At 36.8% G+C, this 17,844-nt stretch carries 14 protein-coding genes; all 14 read right to left on the reverse strand.

Annotated elements, in window-relative coordinates; genetic code table 11:
- Positions 1–280: 280 nt before the first annotated feature.
- The gene (locus I7822_RS07045) at positions 281–469 is read right to left on the reverse strand and encodes an aspartyl-phosphate phosphatase Spo0E family protein (protein ID WP_207976427.1); all 189 of its coding nucleotides are present in this window, start codon (positions 467–469) and stop codon (positions 281–283) included.
- Between the two features lie 946 nt (positions 470–1,415).
- Complete coding sequence (gene ppdK / locus I7822_RS07050) at positions 1,416–4,088, reverse strand: pyruvate, phosphate dikinase (protein WP_207976429.1); 2,673 nt, start codon at positions 4,086–4,088, stop codon at positions 1,416–1,418.
- The gene (locus I7822_RS07055; RefSeq protein ID WP_207976431.1) at positions 4,081–4,905 is read right to left on the reverse strand and encodes a pyruvate, water dikinase regulatory protein; all 825 of its coding nucleotides are present in this window, start codon (positions 4,903–4,905) and stop codon (positions 4,081–4,083) included. Before I7822_RS07055 ends, ppdK begins: the two co-directional genes overlap by 8 nt.
- A 167-nt stretch (positions 4,906–5,072) precedes the next feature.
- Positions 5,073–6,014, reverse strand: a complete 942-nt coding sequence (locus I7822_RS07060) for a sugar ABC transporter substrate-binding protein (protein WP_207976432.1) — start codon at positions 6,012–6,014, stop codon at positions 5,073–5,075.
- 546 nt (positions 6,015–6,560) lie between these two features.
- Positions 6,561–7,694 (reverse strand): alanine dehydrogenase, encoded by a 1,134-nt coding sequence (gene ald, locus I7822_RS07065; RefSeq protein WP_207976434.1) that lies wholly within the window; start codon positions 7,692–7,694, stop codon positions 6,561–6,563.
- Between the two features lie 305 nt (positions 7,695–7,999).
- A complete protein-coding gene (locus I7822_RS07070; protein ID WP_243459332.1) occupies positions 8,000–9,487 on the reverse strand; it encodes an alanine/glycine:cation symporter family protein in 1,488 nt (495 codons plus the stop codon).
- A 547-nt stretch (positions 9,488–10,034) separates the two neighbouring features.
- A complete protein-coding gene (locus tag I7822_RS07075; protein WP_207976436.1) occupies positions 10,035–10,568 on the reverse strand; it encodes an NAD(P)H-dependent oxidoreductase in 534 nt (177 codons plus the stop codon).
- A 123-nt stretch (positions 10,569–10,691) separates the two neighbouring features.
- A complete protein-coding gene (locus tag I7822_RS07080) occupies positions 10,692–11,918 on the reverse strand; it encodes an NAD(P)/FAD-dependent oxidoreductase (RefSeq protein ID WP_207976933.1) in 1,227 nt (408 codons plus the stop codon).
- A gap of 3 nt (positions 11,919–11,921) precedes the next feature.
- A complete protein-coding gene (locus I7822_RS07085; RefSeq protein WP_207976438.1) occupies positions 11,922–12,254 on the reverse strand; it encodes a (2Fe-2S)-binding protein in 333 nt (110 codons plus the stop codon).
- A complete protein-coding gene (locus I7822_RS07090; RefSeq protein WP_207976440.1) occupies positions 12,251–12,520 on the reverse strand; it encodes a (2Fe-2S)-binding protein in 270 nt (89 codons plus the stop codon). Before I7822_RS07090 ends, I7822_RS07085 begins: the two co-directional genes overlap by 4 nt.
- A 520-nt stretch (positions 12,521–13,040) precedes the next feature.
- Positions 13,041–13,835, reverse strand: a complete 795-nt coding sequence (locus I7822_RS07095) for an aspartate/glutamate racemase family protein (RefSeq protein WP_207976442.1) — start codon at positions 13,833–13,835, stop codon at positions 13,041–13,043.
- 347 nt (positions 13,836–14,182) lie between these two features.
- Positions 14,183–15,109, reverse strand: coding sequence for a 4-hydroxy-tetrahydrodipicolinate synthase (gene dapA / locus I7822_RS07100; protein WP_207976444.1), 927 nt, complete (start codon positions 15,107–15,109; stop codon positions 14,183–14,185).
- Positions 15,110–15,152: 43 nt separating this feature from the next.
- Positions 15,153–16,346 (reverse strand): NAD(P)/FAD-dependent oxidoreductase, encoded by a 1,194-nt coding sequence (locus I7822_RS07105; protein ID WP_207976446.1) that lies wholly within the window; start codon positions 16,344–16,346, stop codon positions 15,153–15,155.
- A 33-nt stretch (positions 16,347–16,379) separates the two neighbouring features.
- Positions 16,380–17,840 (reverse strand): aldehyde dehydrogenase family protein, encoded by a 1,461-nt coding sequence (locus I7822_RS07110; protein WP_207976935.1) that lies wholly within the window; start codon positions 17,838–17,840, stop codon positions 16,380–16,382.
- Positions 17,841–17,844: the final 4 nt, after the last annotated feature.

Here is a 17,844-nt window from a genome sequence, read left to right on the forward strand (position 1 = left end):
TATATCACTTACCTTTAATTAGACCAATCAATTATGGGGGTTCAATGAATTTGAAATTTACTTAAGCACATTTAGTTCCTAGTTTTTTTAAATGTCCTTTACAAAGGGTACACATTATATAGCTGATATGACTTAGGTGGTTTTTTTTAATCAATGTATATTCTTTTTTGTCATCTAAAAAATGAATAAATAAGCAATCCTTGCAAATGATTTTTGTTTCATCTTTTGTTCACTTAATAACATAATTTAAAGTACAAGTCTACCTTTACAACATTTATCACTATATTTGGTTTGAAACTTCATATCCTTTCTTTATTTTTTGATAGTTGAGAATAAGGTTATCTAGTTTGGTAGATAAAAAGATTGTCTCTGGATGTCTTAAACCTTTATCATTAGCTACTAGTAACATTTTACTTCTTAAATTGTCGATTTTTACTATTAAATCTAATTCATAATTAAGATTATCCAATTTATTTTCCCCTTTAAAATGTTATAAAAATACATTTTCACAGAGCTCATAGTTTCTAATTTTACATAGATTAGAAAACCTATAATAATCATTAGCTATGAAACGATAATAACAAAACATTTTTAAAATTACAATATTATCATGTAAGGTTGTCAATGAGATTAAATCAATTATTCTTGCCAGCTCGGTTTAATTCAACCTCCTTCGCATTAATTCTTTATGCCGTGTACTTCCACAGTTGTTCAGGTTGAATAACGGTATCCTTGAGGGTACTCCTCCTTAATCAAGCTTCCTATATACGCTTTTTAGCAATACTCATCATTCCTCACCTGCAGTTAGTTCAAGTTCAAATCCACTTGGAATAGCTCTTCCAGCAGGAAACGATTCGGATGATTACCTATGCGTTAATTCAGGATTTTGGTTCTCATGATGAATCAATTTCTTCAACAGTCAGTAAAGATTCATTTTCCCAGTTTTTCAGAATCCTAATCTCTTCTGAAACAATCGGATTCTTCTAAAATTCAGTACGCACCATTCGATATTTTGCCATCTTCAACCACTTCCCTTTCTACTTGAAAATTCTTTTCATAGACTATATATGGAAAAGTGGAGGAGAGAGTAGCGTATGTTTCACATAATATAAATATTTCTGTGGTACCTATTAAGATCATGAGTTTCCCATGCCTTTCAATCAGTTTCTATTATGAACTACCTCAGTTTAATACGAATACCTCTCGAATGCTCACTTATTCGCAGGATTTCATAACCCATGTAAATGGATTTACGGCTAGCCACACAGTCTTATTCATGGACAATAGCAAACTTCAAAACTATTACACGTAAAAAATACCCTCAGTATAGTCCTTAATGAAAACATTTTTACTATCAATAATATTTGTATGCAAAAAATGAAAAAGCTGCCCAAAAGAGGCAGCCTTCTTCATTTTTATATTTGAATTTGAAGTTTATACTGTTTTTGTTCATGTTTAATATTAGCCTGAGCCGCTGCAAGTCGCGCAAGAGGTACACGGTATGGTGAACAGCTTACGTAATCCAATCCTATATCATGGCAGAATTGTATTGATTTCTTTTCTCCTCCATGTTCTCCGCAAATACCTGTTTTTAACCCTGGCTTTATTCCCCTACCCAGGTTTAGGCCGGTTTCAACAAGTTTTCCTACTCCTTCTTGATCAAGAGAAGCGAATGGATTTTCTGGAAGAACTTTGTTTTCAATATAGGCTTGGAGGAACTTACCCTCTGCATCATCTCTGCTGAATCCAAATGTCGTTTGGGTTAAATCATTTGTTCCAAACGAGAAAAAGTCCGCCTCTCCGGCAATTTGGTCAGCTGTTAAAGCAGCTCGTGGTACTTCAATCATCGTACCAATGAGATAATCAAATTCCTGTCCTGTTTCTTCCTCAACTTGTAACTTAGCATTGATCACTAATTGCCGCATTTCTTTTAACTCATTTACATGCCCAACCAATGGGATCATAATTTCTGGTTTTACGACCATTCCTTTTTCCATTACATTTGCTATTGCATAAAAGATTGCTTTAGCTTGCATCATATAAATCTCTGGAAAAATCATTCCCAATCTGCAGCCGCGGTGGCCTAACATTGGATTAAATTCATCTAATTGGCGAACTTTTCTTAATAGCTGCTCTTTATCCTTTAATTCCTTAGAATTCGAATTTGTTATCTGAAGTTTTGTAACCTCAACTAGAAGTTCTTCTTTATCTGGTAAAAATTCGTGAAGGGGAGGATCTAATAGTCGAATCGTTACAGGATTTCCCTGCATCGCTTCAAAGATTCCTTCAAAATCTTCTTGCTGCATTGGTAATAACTTGGCTAAAGCATTTTCACGCTCCTGATGTGTTTCTGCAAGTATCATCTCTTGTACAATTGGAATTCGCTTGGAATCCATAAACATATGCTCTGTACGGCATAATCCGATTCCACCTGCTCCAAATTCAAGAGCTTTTTTGGCATCAACTGGATTGTCAGCATTTGCTCTAACACCAAGTTTTCTTTCTTCATCTGCCCAAGAAAGCAACAATTGAAACTCATCTGATAACTGCGGTTCAATCATCGGAATTTCCCCTATCATAATTTCACCAGTTGAACCATCAATCGTAATGATATCACCTTGTTTTACGATCGTTTCTCCTACTTTAAATTGCTTTGACTTTAAATCAATCTTTAATGATTCACAGCCGCATATGCACGGCTTTCCCATACCTCTTGCAACAACAGCTGCGTGGCTTGTCATTCCCCCGCGGCTAGTGACCGTTGCCTCGGCAGCAACAATTCCATGAATATCATCAGGTGTTGTTTCTGAACGAACAAGAATAATCTTCTTTTTCTCATCTTTTGCTAACCTTTCAGCTTCGTCTGCATCAAATACGACTTCTCCTGTTGCTGCCCCAGGAGATGCTGGCAAGCCTTTCGCTAACTGTTTTCGTTGATATGTATCATCGATTCGACGATGGAGGAGTTGATTAAGTTGATCAGGGTCTACACGTAGAATTGCTTCCTGCTCATTAATGATTTGTTCTTTTACTAATTCAACCGCTATTCTAATGGCAGCTTGGGCTGTTCTTTTTCCAGTTCGTGTTTGCAGAATAAATAGTTCACCACGCTCGACCGTAAACTCGATATCCTGCATGTCTTGATAATGCTTTTCCAGAAGGTGGCATGTGCGGGCAAACTGCTGATATACTTCTGGCATTTCTTCATGGAGAGAAGCAATTGGTTGCGGAGTGCGAATCCCGGCAACAACATCCTCTCCCTGTGCATTTATCAAATATTCACCGTAAAGCTCCGCTTCCCCTGTAGAGGGATTACGAGTAAAAGCTACTCCAGTACCAGAATTGTTGCCCATATTTCCAAATACCATGCTTTGAATGTTCACAGCTGTTCCAAGATGATCGGGAATATTCTGAAGACGACGGTATACAATAGCACGTTGATTATTCCACGAATCAAAAACAGCACGAATCGAGAGGAATAACTGTTCCTTTGGATCCTCAGGAAAAGTCTTTGTCGAATGCTTAGCTACAATCTCTTTATATCCTTTTATCACTTCTTTCCAATCTTCTTCAGACATTTCAGGATCTGAGCTATATCCCTTTTCTTCCCTGACTTCTTCCAAAAATTGTTCAAAATAAAAGCCATCTATTTTAAGGACTACATTACTAAACATTTGAATAAATCTACGGTATGAGTCATAGGCAAAACGTGGATTATTTGTCAGCTTTGCCATCCCTTCGACAGTACCATCATTCATGCCAAGATTTAAAATGGTATCCATCATTCCCGGCATCGAATGCACTGCACCAGAGCGTACTGAAACAAGCAGCGGATTTGATGGATCCCCAAGTCTTTTTCCTGTTTTTTCTTCAAGGGTGTTAAGGGCTTCTAAAACCTGAAATTCCATCTCTGTTGAAATCGATTTTCCCGCATCATAATATTTATTACATGTCTCTGTTGTAATGGTAAACCCATAAGGGACAGGTAAGCCAATTCGGGTCATTTCCGCTAAATTAGCTCCCTTACCTCCTAAAAGAACCTTTTTTTGGCTGTTTCCCTCATCAAACATATAAACAAATTTACCCATTAAAAACTGCCCCTCTCTTTTTTAACATTGCTAGTATTAAATCAGCTGTCTCTTCTATCGCTTTATTTGAGACATTAATAACCGGACAACCTATTCGTTTCATAATTTTTTCTGCATATTCCAATTCTTTAAGGATCCGATCAAAATTCGCATAATTCGCTTGGGTTGTTAACCCTAAATTTTTTAATCGCTCCGTACGAATTTCATTCAGTTTATCTGGTGTTATGATTAAACCAACACATTTATTTTTTTGAATATCAAAAAGTTCATCAGGAGGTGCAATTTCTGGTATTAAAGGTACATTTGCTACCTTAAATCGCTTATGGGCCAAATACATAGAAAGCGGTGTCTTCGATGTTCTAGAAACTCCAATTAATACAATATCTGCATGCTTAATCCCTCTTACATCTTGTCCATCATCATATTTTACTGCAAACTCTACCGCTTCCACTCTGCGGAAATAGTTATCATCTAATTGCCTCATAAGCCTTGGCTGCCGAACAGGGTCTTTATTAAATTTTTGAATAAATGCTTCCATAAGCGGATTCATTAAATCAATCGCCATGATTCCTGTTTCCTCTGCCCGCTGATCAAGAAATTGCTTTAAAGACGGTACTACGATCGTATAGGCAATGATGGAATTATTATATTTAGCGGCAGTAATGACATTATTAAGATCCTTAATATCCTCTACATAGGAAATATGCTTAATTTCAACATCTTCCCAATTAAATTGTGATGCAACTGCTTTTACCATCAACTCAGCTGTTTCTCCAACCGAATCAGATACTACATAAACCATTTTCTTCTTATTCACATCCGACCTCCTGTTCTTGCCTCTTTTTATTGTTTCATTGAGTTATTAGGTTATACTAATTACTTGATATTCACATTAATGTGTTATGCTAATTAATTAAATAGTATATTACCATTTTTGGTGATTAGATACAATCCCTTAGCATAAATAATGTTAATTTCATATATTCATTTAAATACATATTTTTTTAAAAAGTTAATTCTAGATTTTGCATTGTTTTTTGTAATAATATCTACTCCACTATCAATCCTTTTGTCTACAGTACCTCCCTTAATTACTTTTAATGCTTCCATTACGCTAAGGTACCCCATATCAAAAGGATTCTGGGCTAAGGTAATACTCAACTTGTCCTCATCAACCGCTTTCAGCATTCCCATAGTACCGTCTGTTCCAACGACGGGTATATTTAATGATTTTTCCTCTATCACTTTTTGTGCATCTAAAGCTAGATTGTCATTTGTAGCAAACACTCCTTTAATATCAGGATAAGTTTGCATAATGTTACTCATTAAGGAATTCATCTTTGGAGATTTATCATTTCCTAGCTGTTCTATGACGATCTCAATTCCCACACGTTCTAGAACCTCTTTTGCTCCCTTAATCCTGTCATTCACAACTGAATTAGTTTTTGTATCGAAAATAAAAACTACTCGATCCCCTGGGTACAAAAATGATGATAATACTGCTCCTGCTTTTTCCCCCAGCATATGGTGATTCGTCCCAATAAAGGTAGTTTGATCCTTCCATCGAGCATCTTTATTCAACATTAACACCGGGATACTTCTTTTTTTATACTCCTTGAATACAGGAATAGTTGCAGATGGTTCAATAGGTGTGACGATTAGTGCATCTGGGTTTTGTTTTAGAAAATCTTTCAATATAGTAATCTGTTTTGAGGTTGAATATTGTGAACCAGGCGCTATTACTTTCCCATCTATATCAAAATCAGCAAATCCCTTTTCTATTCCTGCTTTGACCGTTTTCGAATATTCAGTATTTAGTTCTTGTAAAACGACAACAACTTTAGGCTTTTTATCTTCCATAAGAGACTTACCCATAAATCCTATTAAAATAGAAAGTAAAACTAATGGTATCATCCACTTTTTCATGATTCACCGTCCTCTTATGATGCAAAAGCAGAACTAAAATTTTAATAAGAACAAAAGCGCAAGCGCCTTGAACAGACCCGACAAGCATAAGATGATTTAGAATAGAAGGCGTTCTTTGCCTTCAATTCTAAATTAGCTTATGACCTCGAGGGGCTAGGCGCTGGAGCTGGCTGTCGTGCGCTTAGCCATAGTTCAAGAATTTTATAATTTCCTAAACGATAAAAAATAAGATTTCTTGATTACATATTTTTAGTTTGATGCAGTAGGAACCAGTCAGTAAGTTTATCAACATTCGAAATCAGACTAAAATCAATAGAAGTTATTCATAAATACTAGAAGTAAGAGAAACAGCCGAGGCTATCTAATAAGCCTGGCTGTTATTTTCTCTCGCTATATAGCAAATTAAAGTTATCCCAATTTTTTCTCAGTCCACCACACGATGAAAGTTATATAGATATTGACTTATTATTTTTACGCGACTTTTAACACTACATGTTCATTTTTACTTCCTATTATTCAAATAGAGTTTTGGTTCATTAACGATTCTTAAACATTAGTAAGTTCCATTTCAAAAGCCTTTTCAGGTGAGACAAAATTATACCCAAGATCTTTTGCCACAGCTTCGTATGTGATTTCACCGTATGCTACATTTAAACCAAGCATTAATGATTGATTGTCTATAAGTGCTTGGACCACACCTTTGTTGGCAATCTGTAATGCATAAGGAACTGTGACATTTGTTAAAGCAATAGTAGATGTTCTTGGAACCGCACCAGGCATGTTTGCTACTGCGTAATGAACAACGTCATATTTTTCATATGTTGGGTTGTCGTGTGTTGTAATATGATCAACTGTCTCGACAATACCACCTTGATCAATGGCAACATCAACGATAACAGAACCAGGTTTCATCGCTTTTACCATTTCTTCCGTTACTAGCTTAGGAGCTTTTGCACCTGGGATTAATACAGCTCCTATTAATAGATCAGATTCTGACACTGCTTTTGCGATATTTAATGGATTTGACATTAATGTTTGAATTTGTTTTCCAAAAATATCATCTAATTGACGTAGTCGATCTGCACTTAAGTCCATAATGGTAACATCTGCCCCTAAACCAATTGCCATTTTCGCTGCATTTGTACCTACGATACCACCACCGATGATCGTTACTTTACCGCGACTGACGCCAGGAACACCAGCAAGTAGAATTCCTTTTCCACCATTAGATTTTTGTAAGAATTGAGAGCCAATTTGTGCAGCCATACGACCTGCTACCTCACTCATTGGAGTAAGTAGAGGAAGTGTGCGGTTTACTTCAACTGTTTCATAAGCAATCGCAATAACTCCTTTGTCCTTAAGAGCTTGGGCTAAGGCTGGCTCAGCAGCTAAGTGTAAGTAAGTGAATAAAATTAACCCTTCACGGAAATAGTGATATTCACTTGGAAGAGGTTCTTTCACTTTCATAATCATTTCCGCCTTCGACCATAAATCTCTAGCATTTTCGATAATTTCTCCACCAACGTTAGCGTAATCTTCATTTGTAAAGCCACTTCCAACTCCAGCATCTTTTTCAATTAATACCTTATGACCAGCATTTACAATGGAAACCAATCCAGCTGGTGTTAAAGCTACACGATTTTCATTATTTTTAATCTCTTTTGGAACTCCAATAATCATGAATCTTCCTCCTTTGAAGTCACCCGAGTTGTAAGCTTCTTTCAGGGTAGATTTTTAATAATCTAGTTATTTACGTCGCTTACTCGGTGGCTAAATATAAAAATTTGTAAATATTATCTGATTTAAAGATACTACTGGTTCCCATCTACTTCATTGGACAGTGTGTAATATAAAATTCTTGTTTTTCTTTACATGATCTAAACTAAAATTCTATTAACCATTTGTACTGAAGAATAAAAAAAAAGAACAGCGAAAAAGTTCTGTTCAAATAATTGTAAGTATTCCTTTTTTACTTAACTATTTCTCTATAGCGATATTCTTTTTTCTTCTTTTTGGATCGTATAATCAGGACCTACATACTCTTCTTCCCAAAAATCCGCACCTTGAATTCCAAGTTTTGAAGGATTGAACACAGGATCGATCCCAGCCTTTTTCTGCATTTCATAATCTTTTAATACTTTCAAGGCTGTCTTTGTAAGGAAAAAGATAGCAGTAAGGTTCACCCATGCCATAGCCCCCATGCCTAAATCTCCCATTGCCCATATAGTACCAGCTGTTTTAACACTTCCATAATATACAGCGACCATTAAGACAATTCTTAAAGCGTGGTATAACCAATTTATATTTTTGCTTTTATTTAGTTTCAGAAAAACAAGATTGGTCTCTGCTTTATAATAGTATGATACTAATGTAGTAAAACAGAAGAAACATAAGGCTAGAGCTAGAAATGCTGCACCAAAATTAGCGAAAACTGAATCAACTGCCAGTTGTGTATATAGAGATGGTTCTACGTTTCCAAGATTACTAGTAATAGGATCCATCCCTTCTGGCTTCACATCATACATGCCTGTAATAAGAATCATGAATGCTGTAGCAGAGCAAATAAGCAACGTATCAATATAAACGGAGAAAGCTTGAACTAAGCCTTGTTTAGCCGGATGAGATACTTCTGCAGCACCTGATTCAAACGTTTCACTACCAATACCAGCTCCGTTGGAATAAACCCCTCTTTGAACACCCCAAGCTATTGCAGATCCAATTAATCCTCCAAAAGTTGAATTTAAACTGAAAGCACTAGATAAAATGAGGGAAATTACATTCGGTATTTGAGAAAAATTCATAATAAGAAGGATAATACAAACCGCGATGTATCCTATAGCCATGAATGGAACAATGATTTCAGCAGTTTTTGCAATCCGTTTAACACCACCAAAAATGATAGCACCTAGTAATACAACAACAATACCACCAGTAATTGTAGGTGATACTCCAAAAGCATTATCTACTGCTAATGCAATGGTATTGGCCTGTACTCCTGGCCATAAACAGCCCATAACAATTAAGGTGATGATTGCAGATACAATAGCAAACCACCTTAGGTTTAATCCTTTTTCAATGAAATACGGTGTACCACCTCTGTACTCACCATCGATTTTTCTTTTATATACTTGTGTGAGAGTGATTTCAATGAATGAAGTCGCACTACCTAGAAATGCTGCAACCCACATCCAGAAAACAGCACCTGGTCCCCCTAATGCTATTGCAGTGGCTACACCTGCTATATTCCCGGTACCAACTCTACTGCCTAATGACATTGTTAATGCTTGAAAGGAAGATACTCCAGCTTTAGAACCTCCTCCTTCAAATGTCAGCTTTAGCATATCTTTAATAAATCTTACTTGTACGAAACGTGTAAGAATCGAATATAATAATCCTAAACCGAGAAACATATACACTAGTATTGGACTCCAGACATACCCATTTAACCAATTCACAATGTCGTTTATATTCATTGAAATCCCCCTGTTCAAAATGTTTTATATGGAAGATATTACAAAACAACAGAAATTCCCTACCCCCTCCATCCTATATTTCTTTAATGAGTTCAAATTTTACTTCCAACTAATTGGTAGCGCTTACAGAAGTATTTAGTTTATCAGCTTCAAAAATGATTCCTTTATCAAAATACTAGGCTCAACAAAATAATGATCTTTGTACCCTTAGCTTGCAATACATTTCCATTAGATCTTGCTGTTGCTTATAGTATTAAGATAAGTGTTTACCCTTAATACTAATATAATTAAAATTCAGAAATTTTTCGTTGGACACTGTGTTAAATATTATTCGTCTTTAATCTTACACTACTATAATGTGTGTTAATTATTAAAGTCTTTGAAAATCGTTTTTTACTGTTCAGTTTATAGTAGAGGATGAGACATGATCATTATATAGTTTTCTACTCTCAAAACCGTTTCTACAGACATGAAAAACGGATATTTCCTCAAGGGCAGGAAACATCCGCCTTTACCATGATAAAACCTTTCTATGACTAAACCATCTTCATTCAAATATATCGCTAGCAAGAATATAATTCACATATTCCTTTGCACTTTCTTTTATCTCTTCGTCAATTGCTGTATAGGATCCATTGAAAATGAATGCAGGTAAAAATTTGGTTCCAATTAAATTACTAGTTGCTTGGAACGGTTTTAAGAGTTCACTCATTGAAAAATTATTACGTCCACCAGCTTGATATCTTTCTTTAGCACTTCCCGTTGTTACTGCTAATATCAGTTCTTTATTATGTAATTTATTCCCGTTTGATCCATATGCCCATCCATGAGTAAGTACTTCATCCTGCCACTTTTTTAGTAATGGTGGCGAGCTATACCAATAAAACGGGAATTGCCAGACAATTCTATCATGCTCTTCACATAGTCTTTGCTCTCTTTCGATATCAATGTTTTCATCTGGATATTGCTTATAAAGTTCATGTATAGTAATGTTGGAAGCCTGCCTTAGTTCTTCTAGCCATGTTTTGTTCACAACTGATTTTTCAATGTTTGGATGAGCTAAAATAACTAATACCTTCATTAATAAATCCTCCATTCATTAAATTTGAATATTTAACAAGTTAACATATTAAGATAAAACCCGCATTAGCCATTCCTCTAATACGGGAGGGTTTGTTTTGTATGGTAGGAAACACTTTTTTAGTTAAGATAATTTGATTTTAGATCGAGATTCTTTTTCAATAGATTCATAAAATTTATCATGAAGTTCCTCACGCGCTTCTTCAATGCCTGGCTGAAATTGAATAAGTGCATTACGTCTCGTTTCAATAACCTCTTTAATAGCATTATCAATAACCTCATCAGTACTTGCCTTTATAGCATTTAACTCTCGTGCAATCGACAGCCCAGCCACTTTTCCTTGAGCCCTAGCTACTTTAGCACTTTCAACTCCTGTAATATTACCAGAAACATATAGACCTTTGAGGTTTGTCTGCATAAATTCATTGTGAATAGGTACATGACCACCCAATTCAGGAACATAACTGTATGAACAACCCGCAACAGCAGCAAGTTCGGACATTGGTGTAAGACCACCAGCAATGCAGACAAAATCAGCCGATACCACTTTTTCTGTCCCTTTTATAACATCTCCTGTTGCAGAAATTTCAGCAGTGCGTACACCTTCTACTTGATTTTTTCCAACTATTTCGAGAGCCGTTTTACGTAGTTGAATTGGAATTCCCCACATTTTAAATCCGTTTTTCGGATACAAACGTGCCCCAAGCTTCGGATTCACCCATTTTCCGCCAAACCTTATGATAGGAGAGGGAGCTAAATGTGTTAATCGTAAAAGTGATTCCATCATTTTTTCTGGATTTGAGTGATCTCCCGAAACAAGACTAGGCTCTGGAAGTAAGATACTCTCAATGTGAACACCACATAGTTGTAATTCTCTCGCTATCGCTACAGAGAGGACATTAACCCCAATGATGATTCCTTTCTCTCCCGGCTTCACACGATGAACATTGCCCATTACCTGTGCCGCTCCAATGGACATGACACCGGGTAGCGTCCATCCCGGAACAGGAATGGGTGTTTCCGATGCTCCTGTAGCAAGTAGTAGACATTTAGATTCTATTGTTCGATCAGTAGTATAGACACACCAACCGTTGTCAGTTTTGATTAAGTCATATACGGATACTCCACATTGAATATTTACTCCAAGTTGAATCGCACGTTCATAGAGCTTTTGTGCTTCGGTTATTCCATTTACCCACTTTCCATCTGGTTCCTCATGCAGCTGCCCCAATAAACGCCCTCCAGGCTTTACGAACTCATCTAGTATACACACTTCTAATCCATTTTCAGCAGCTGAAATAGCTGCGCCTAACCCCGCTGGACCTGCACCAACTATGACAAGATCAATCATCATTTACCTACCTCCTGCTAAAGATGTGGTAGTTTGATTGATGCCTGATTCAATACGCATATCGTTTTCTACTTGAGTTAAACATGCACGAACAGTATTATTTCCATTTACTCTTACCCGACACTCAAAACAGTGTCCTATATTACAGTAAATTCCTCTAGGAGTCCCCTTATCCTCATGATGACGAAGGGTCCGGACCCCAGATGCAAGCAGTGCAGATGCAATCGTATCTCCTTCACTTGCTATATATTGTTTGTCATCAAAATAAATCTTAACTTTCTTTCGATTTTCAAGATCACCTAAGATAGGATGTTGGTTAACTCTCATTGTATTCATTTTGGTTCCCCTCCTAATACACCAAATGAAACTGGACGTACAGGAGGTCGATAACTAAGTGATACTTCGTTAGAAACTTTTGGTCCACCCAATTGTTCTACTAAACGATCTATCATGCAGCGACAAGTTCTTCCACCACATGGTCCCATCCCTGCACGTGTTCGTAACTTTACTTCACGTGAGGAGCATTGAAAACGCTCGACCCTTTCTTTAATTTCTTGCAAGGTGATTTCTTCACATCTACATATAACCGTTTGTTCACTCATACAATTTCTCCCCCAAATCCTCTTGAAAAATGGTTATTAGAAAAAAATGGCTTTTCGCTATAGCATTACTTAGAAAGCGTATTTTGCTTGCTTAGAATGAATTATGTTCTATTAATACAAGTCCTAATGGAGATAGTCTTAATTTTTCTTATACTATCATCCATAAAATCTAATACTTTCTGATAGTATAAAAAAGACATCAACATTCATCCCTGCTTAAAATAGATGTGCAACCAACTATTTTTACGCAGATGAGAACGTTTGATGTCTCGTACGTACTAAAGTAGCACATCATAAGAAAAGCGAAGGCGCCTTGCTCATCGCCGTACAAACTGGAGGAGCATCGACTGAGATAAAGGAAACACGGAAAGCGTAGTGAACCGATGTTGACTTATCTTAGGGAGATGATCTGAAGTTTGATAGGCGATAGACGCTGGAGCTAGACAACACTAGGTATAAACTTTTATACTCCCTCGTAAATGCTACGTTTTACTAACTTTATGTCTATTTTCTACTATTTTTAGATAAAACCGTAATATGGTTTTTGACTTGTAGCAAAATGAGCCCATTTGATCATTGTAATGAAATCAAATACTGGTAGTTTAACAGCTCTTTGAATATCGGCTGCATATGGAGGGAGATCACTGCATTCTAATAAAATTGCCCCAATATCAGGATTCTCTCTTACCATATTGACAGCTGCATCTACTACTTCTTTTCTCACCTTTTCGTTATCAAAAGAACCTCGGCTCTCAATGATGGCTGAAAATTCAGGTAATCTACCTAAATCTCTTACTACACAAATATTCGGATCATCTATCCCACAGCTTTTAAATAAATTCGGAGTAATCCCATGTGCATCCGCTGTTAACATCCCAATTTTTTGAGTTGGCTTTAATCCAGTCTTAATCCAAGGTACTTGAACAACACTTGAAAGATAAACTGGAATATCAACAGCTGCAGCTACTTTATCTTGGAAGTTACCAAAAAATCCGCATGCCGCACATATTGCACGAGCTCCTTCTGCTTCAAATTCTTTTGCTGCTTTTATAATATCGTCAAGTAATGTAGGATCCCCTACATGAATTCTTTCTTGATTGCAATTTGGGACTACTTTTAGCCTTACAGGAAAGTCATAGGTAGAGAGATTTGCAACATTACCTGGTAAAACAGGATACCAGCACTCATCTAAATAAAGGATTCCAACTGAATACCCCGCTACATACTGGCCTTTTTTCATAGTAATAATCGTACTTTCTTTTTCTTTGCCTAAATATCCATATTCCCGTTCATCAATAATGGCTTTAGAGATCAATTTTGCTCCTCCTTATAGATTAGAGAGAATACATTTGTATTCTCTTTAATCTATTCATCTCTTTCTATTCAAGTTTCCAAATACCCTTATTCTTTTAATACACATGATAAAGATTATGATTAGGAAAGGCTCTTTTCTAAGAGATTGTTGCTTTTAGTACGAAAACTGTTTCAAGTTGATTGGAACGGATTGCGAGACTCCTGCTTAGAGTAGCGGGACAGGTGAGACCCCGCAGGCGTTTACGCCGAGGAGGCTCACCGCCCGCCCCGCGGAAAGCGAGCATCTCTCGCTGCAATCAACCACACCCCACTACTTGGTAAATAGCAACAAAGTTTGCGAAAACAGCCTTAGGAAACAATAGATTTATCCAGTGATTTAATTTCATATCCTAACTTAATCAGTTCCTCTTTTAGCTTTGCTTTGATCTCGTCAGTAGGTTGTGTTAAAGGCTTTCTTACTTTTCCACCTTTGATTCCGATCAAGTCCATACCTGCTTTTACCGGACCTGGATATGGATTACCTTCCGCTTCCATTAAGCCATAAATACCTGATAATTTACGATTCAAATCACGTGCAGCATCTAGATCGCTCTTTTCAACGACCAATTCGTAAAGCTCTACAAGTTCCTTAGGAAGCAAATTAACGAGGATTCCAAATGCACCCTGTCCTCCAATTGAGAAAGTTGGAAGGATAAAGTGTTCTTCACCTGTAAATACTGTAAAGTTTTCCACATCCTTCGTCAGAGTCACAACTTCACATAAGTGACCAAAATCTGCAGATTCTTTAACACTTACAATGTTTTCTTCCTGACTCAATTCATAAATCATTTCAGGGGAAAGGGTAACACCGGTTGCTCCTGGATAATTGTAAATGACGATTCCGACATTTGATTTTTCAGCTACTTCCTTGAAAAATTCAAGATTTCCTTCTTCACTAGTCTTATGATAATAAGGTGGTAGAACCAGACCCCATTTAGCACCACAGTCTGCAGCATAATTAGCAAGTTCAATTGTTTCCTTGGCAGTTGTGCATCCAACACCTGCCATAACAGGCACTCTTCCTGCTGCATATTCACAGCCAGCCTTGATTAAACTTTTACGTTCCTCTAATGACATCACATGGTATTCTCCTGTTGTGCCTCCAACAAGAAGACCGTGGACTCCACTTTCAACTTGAAAGTCGATTACTTTCTTATAAGACTGAAAATCAATGCTTTCATCTTCATTGAATGGTGTAATTAATGGTACAAAAATCCCTTTTGGTGCAATAGTCATCTTTTATTCCTCCTATTAATTTTAACTTTTACATTCATTCGTTTTAGATATTGGCAACTTGTTTTTTCTTGTATCTAGAATAATTTAGTTTATCAATGTTAAAATCTGTTTGCTCACCTGTAATGAGTTGAGCTACCATTCTTCCAGTGATAGGAGACATGCTAATACCATTACCTTCATGACCACTAGCAATATAAAAACCAGGGACATCTTCTACTTCTGAAACAATCGGAAGGTGATCTTCAACCCATGGTCTAACCCCTGCGTAGGCTCTTATACAGTTTATTTCTTTTAAAACTGGTAAGAAACGAATAGCTCTCTCTGCAATTGCCCGCATGACGTCAATTTCCGAACGAATATCATAACCTTTAAAAGCTCGATGCCCCCCTACTAAATAGTTATTTGCATCAGTAGGTTCGATTGTAAAAGCTACATTATGTTTTTCAACTAATTCACTTACATTTCTTTTAAACTTAATATCTTCGAATTTAGATAACATGTATCCAAATTCATGAACTTTTTGACCTACTACCTTTAATGGTGTTTTCTCAGATATTAAAACCATACCTTTTCTTGGCTTAATCGGAATATGAATTCCAACCATTTCAGCTATTTTAGGTGACCATACCCCGGCACAATTCACAATGCTCTTTGTCTTAAAGGTACCTTGGTCAGTCACTACACTCTCTACCTTGCTTTTTTCGTCTAATGTAATATCTTGTACAGAATGATACTCATAAACCTTTAAGCCGAGCTTTTTTCCTTCTTCCACAAACGCATAACATAATTTATATGGATTCATGGACGAATCTACTTCTGTCCAAATCCCTCCGACTAAATCATCAGCTAAATGTGGTTCTATTTCTCGCAATTGATGTTTATCCACCATTCGCATGTCATAACCATCACTAGCTTGCTGAGAAACATAATCCTTTGCAATTTCCAGCTCTTTCTCTGTTTCACAAACATACAAACTTCCCCGTGTGGAAAATTCAAAATCTACTGAAAATTCTTTGGCTAGTTGTTGAAAAAGCTGGATACTTGCATAGCCTATTTCTGTATCGATACCAGGCTTCTTATCACAGATTAATGCTACTGCATCACATCTGCTAGACGTACCTGATGCAACACCGCCTTTTTCAATTAGTGCAACCTCTAGTCCTTTTTTCACTAAATGATAGGCTACGCTCGATCCGATTACACCTGCTCCAATGACAATAACGTCAAAACTTCTCATTTGTAATCTCCTCTAAGAATGGTTTCTCTACTGCTATTTCCCTTCAAAAAACCCGGATGGTTCTACATTAAGGTTTATGTTAATTTGCTTGATTTCTAGATACTCTTCAAAGCCATATGTTCCCAAATCTCTTCCAATTCCACTTTGCTTGTATCCGCCCCATGGCGCCTCATTAAATGTTGGATGATACGTATTGATCCATGTAATTCCTGCACGTAATTGGCGAATCACTCGTTGTGCTTTAGCTCCATCATTCGTGAAAACAGCACCAGCTAAACCAAAAGCTGTACCATTCGCTAATTCAATAGCTTCCTCTTCTGTTTTGAAGGTTTGAATCACTAAAACTGGACCAAAAATCTCTTCTTGAACAATTCTCATATTAGGGGTTGTATCTCCAAAAATAGTAGGCTCAACATAATAACCCTTTGAGAAATCACCCTCAACAATTCGATTACCGCCACAAAGCAAAGTGGCTCCTTCTTTTTTGCCAATTTCAATATAGTCCAAAACGTTATTCATATGGTCTTCTGATACAAGTGGTCCCATTTCGACACCTTTTTCCCAGCCTGGACCAACTTTGATCATTTTGGCACGTTTAACTAATTCAGGTACAAACTTTTCATATAAACTTTCTTCTAGCACTAAACGTGACCCTGCCGAACACACTTGACCTTGATTTGCAAAAATAGCAAATAGTGCGTAATCAACTGCTGCTTCAAAATCTGCATCAGCAAACACGATATTAGGAGATTTACCACCTAATTCTAAGCTGATTTTTTTTACCGTATCTGCTGCGGATTTCATTAATTTAATACCTGTATCAGTACCGCCTGTAAAGGAAACTTTATCAACATCAGGATTTGACACAAGTTCTGCCCCAACCTTTCTTCCAGACCCTAGTACTAGATTTACAACTCCTGGTGGAAATCCTACTTCATCAATAATTTCAAACAGGCGAATAACAGAAAGTGGTGTTTGTTGTGCTGGTTTCACGATTACCGTACAACCTGCAGCAAGAGCAGCAGCAATTTTTTGGTTGGCCATGACTAGAGGATAGTTCCAAGGTACAATGATCCCCACAACCCCAATTGCTTCTCGAACAACCATTGCTTGAATGTCATCAGGTACATCGTAAGTTTGACCATGTGGTTTAGTTGCCAACCCTGCATAATAACGTAATTGGTTCACAGCATCTTCAACGTCTGCTATCGACTCTCTTACTGTTTTTCCATTATTTAACGTATCCAAATAGGCGAATTCTTCTTTTCTTTCTTCTAATTTATTTGAGATTTTCAGAAGAAGTTCTGCACGCTCTCTCGCTTTGCTATTCATCCAACCATTTTTATAAAATGCGTTTTTTGCCACTTCAATTGCCTTTTTAGAATCTTCTACTGATCCTTCAGTTACTATTCCAATTACCTCACCATTTGCAGGATTAATAATTTCTCTTGTTTGATTTGATTCACTTAATACCCACTCACCATTTATATACATTTTT

This window comes from Metabacillus bambusae, from assembly GCF_017497975.1.
Classification (GTDB): Bacteria; Bacillota; Bacilli; order Bacillales; family Bacillaceae; genus Metabacillus; species Metabacillus bambusae.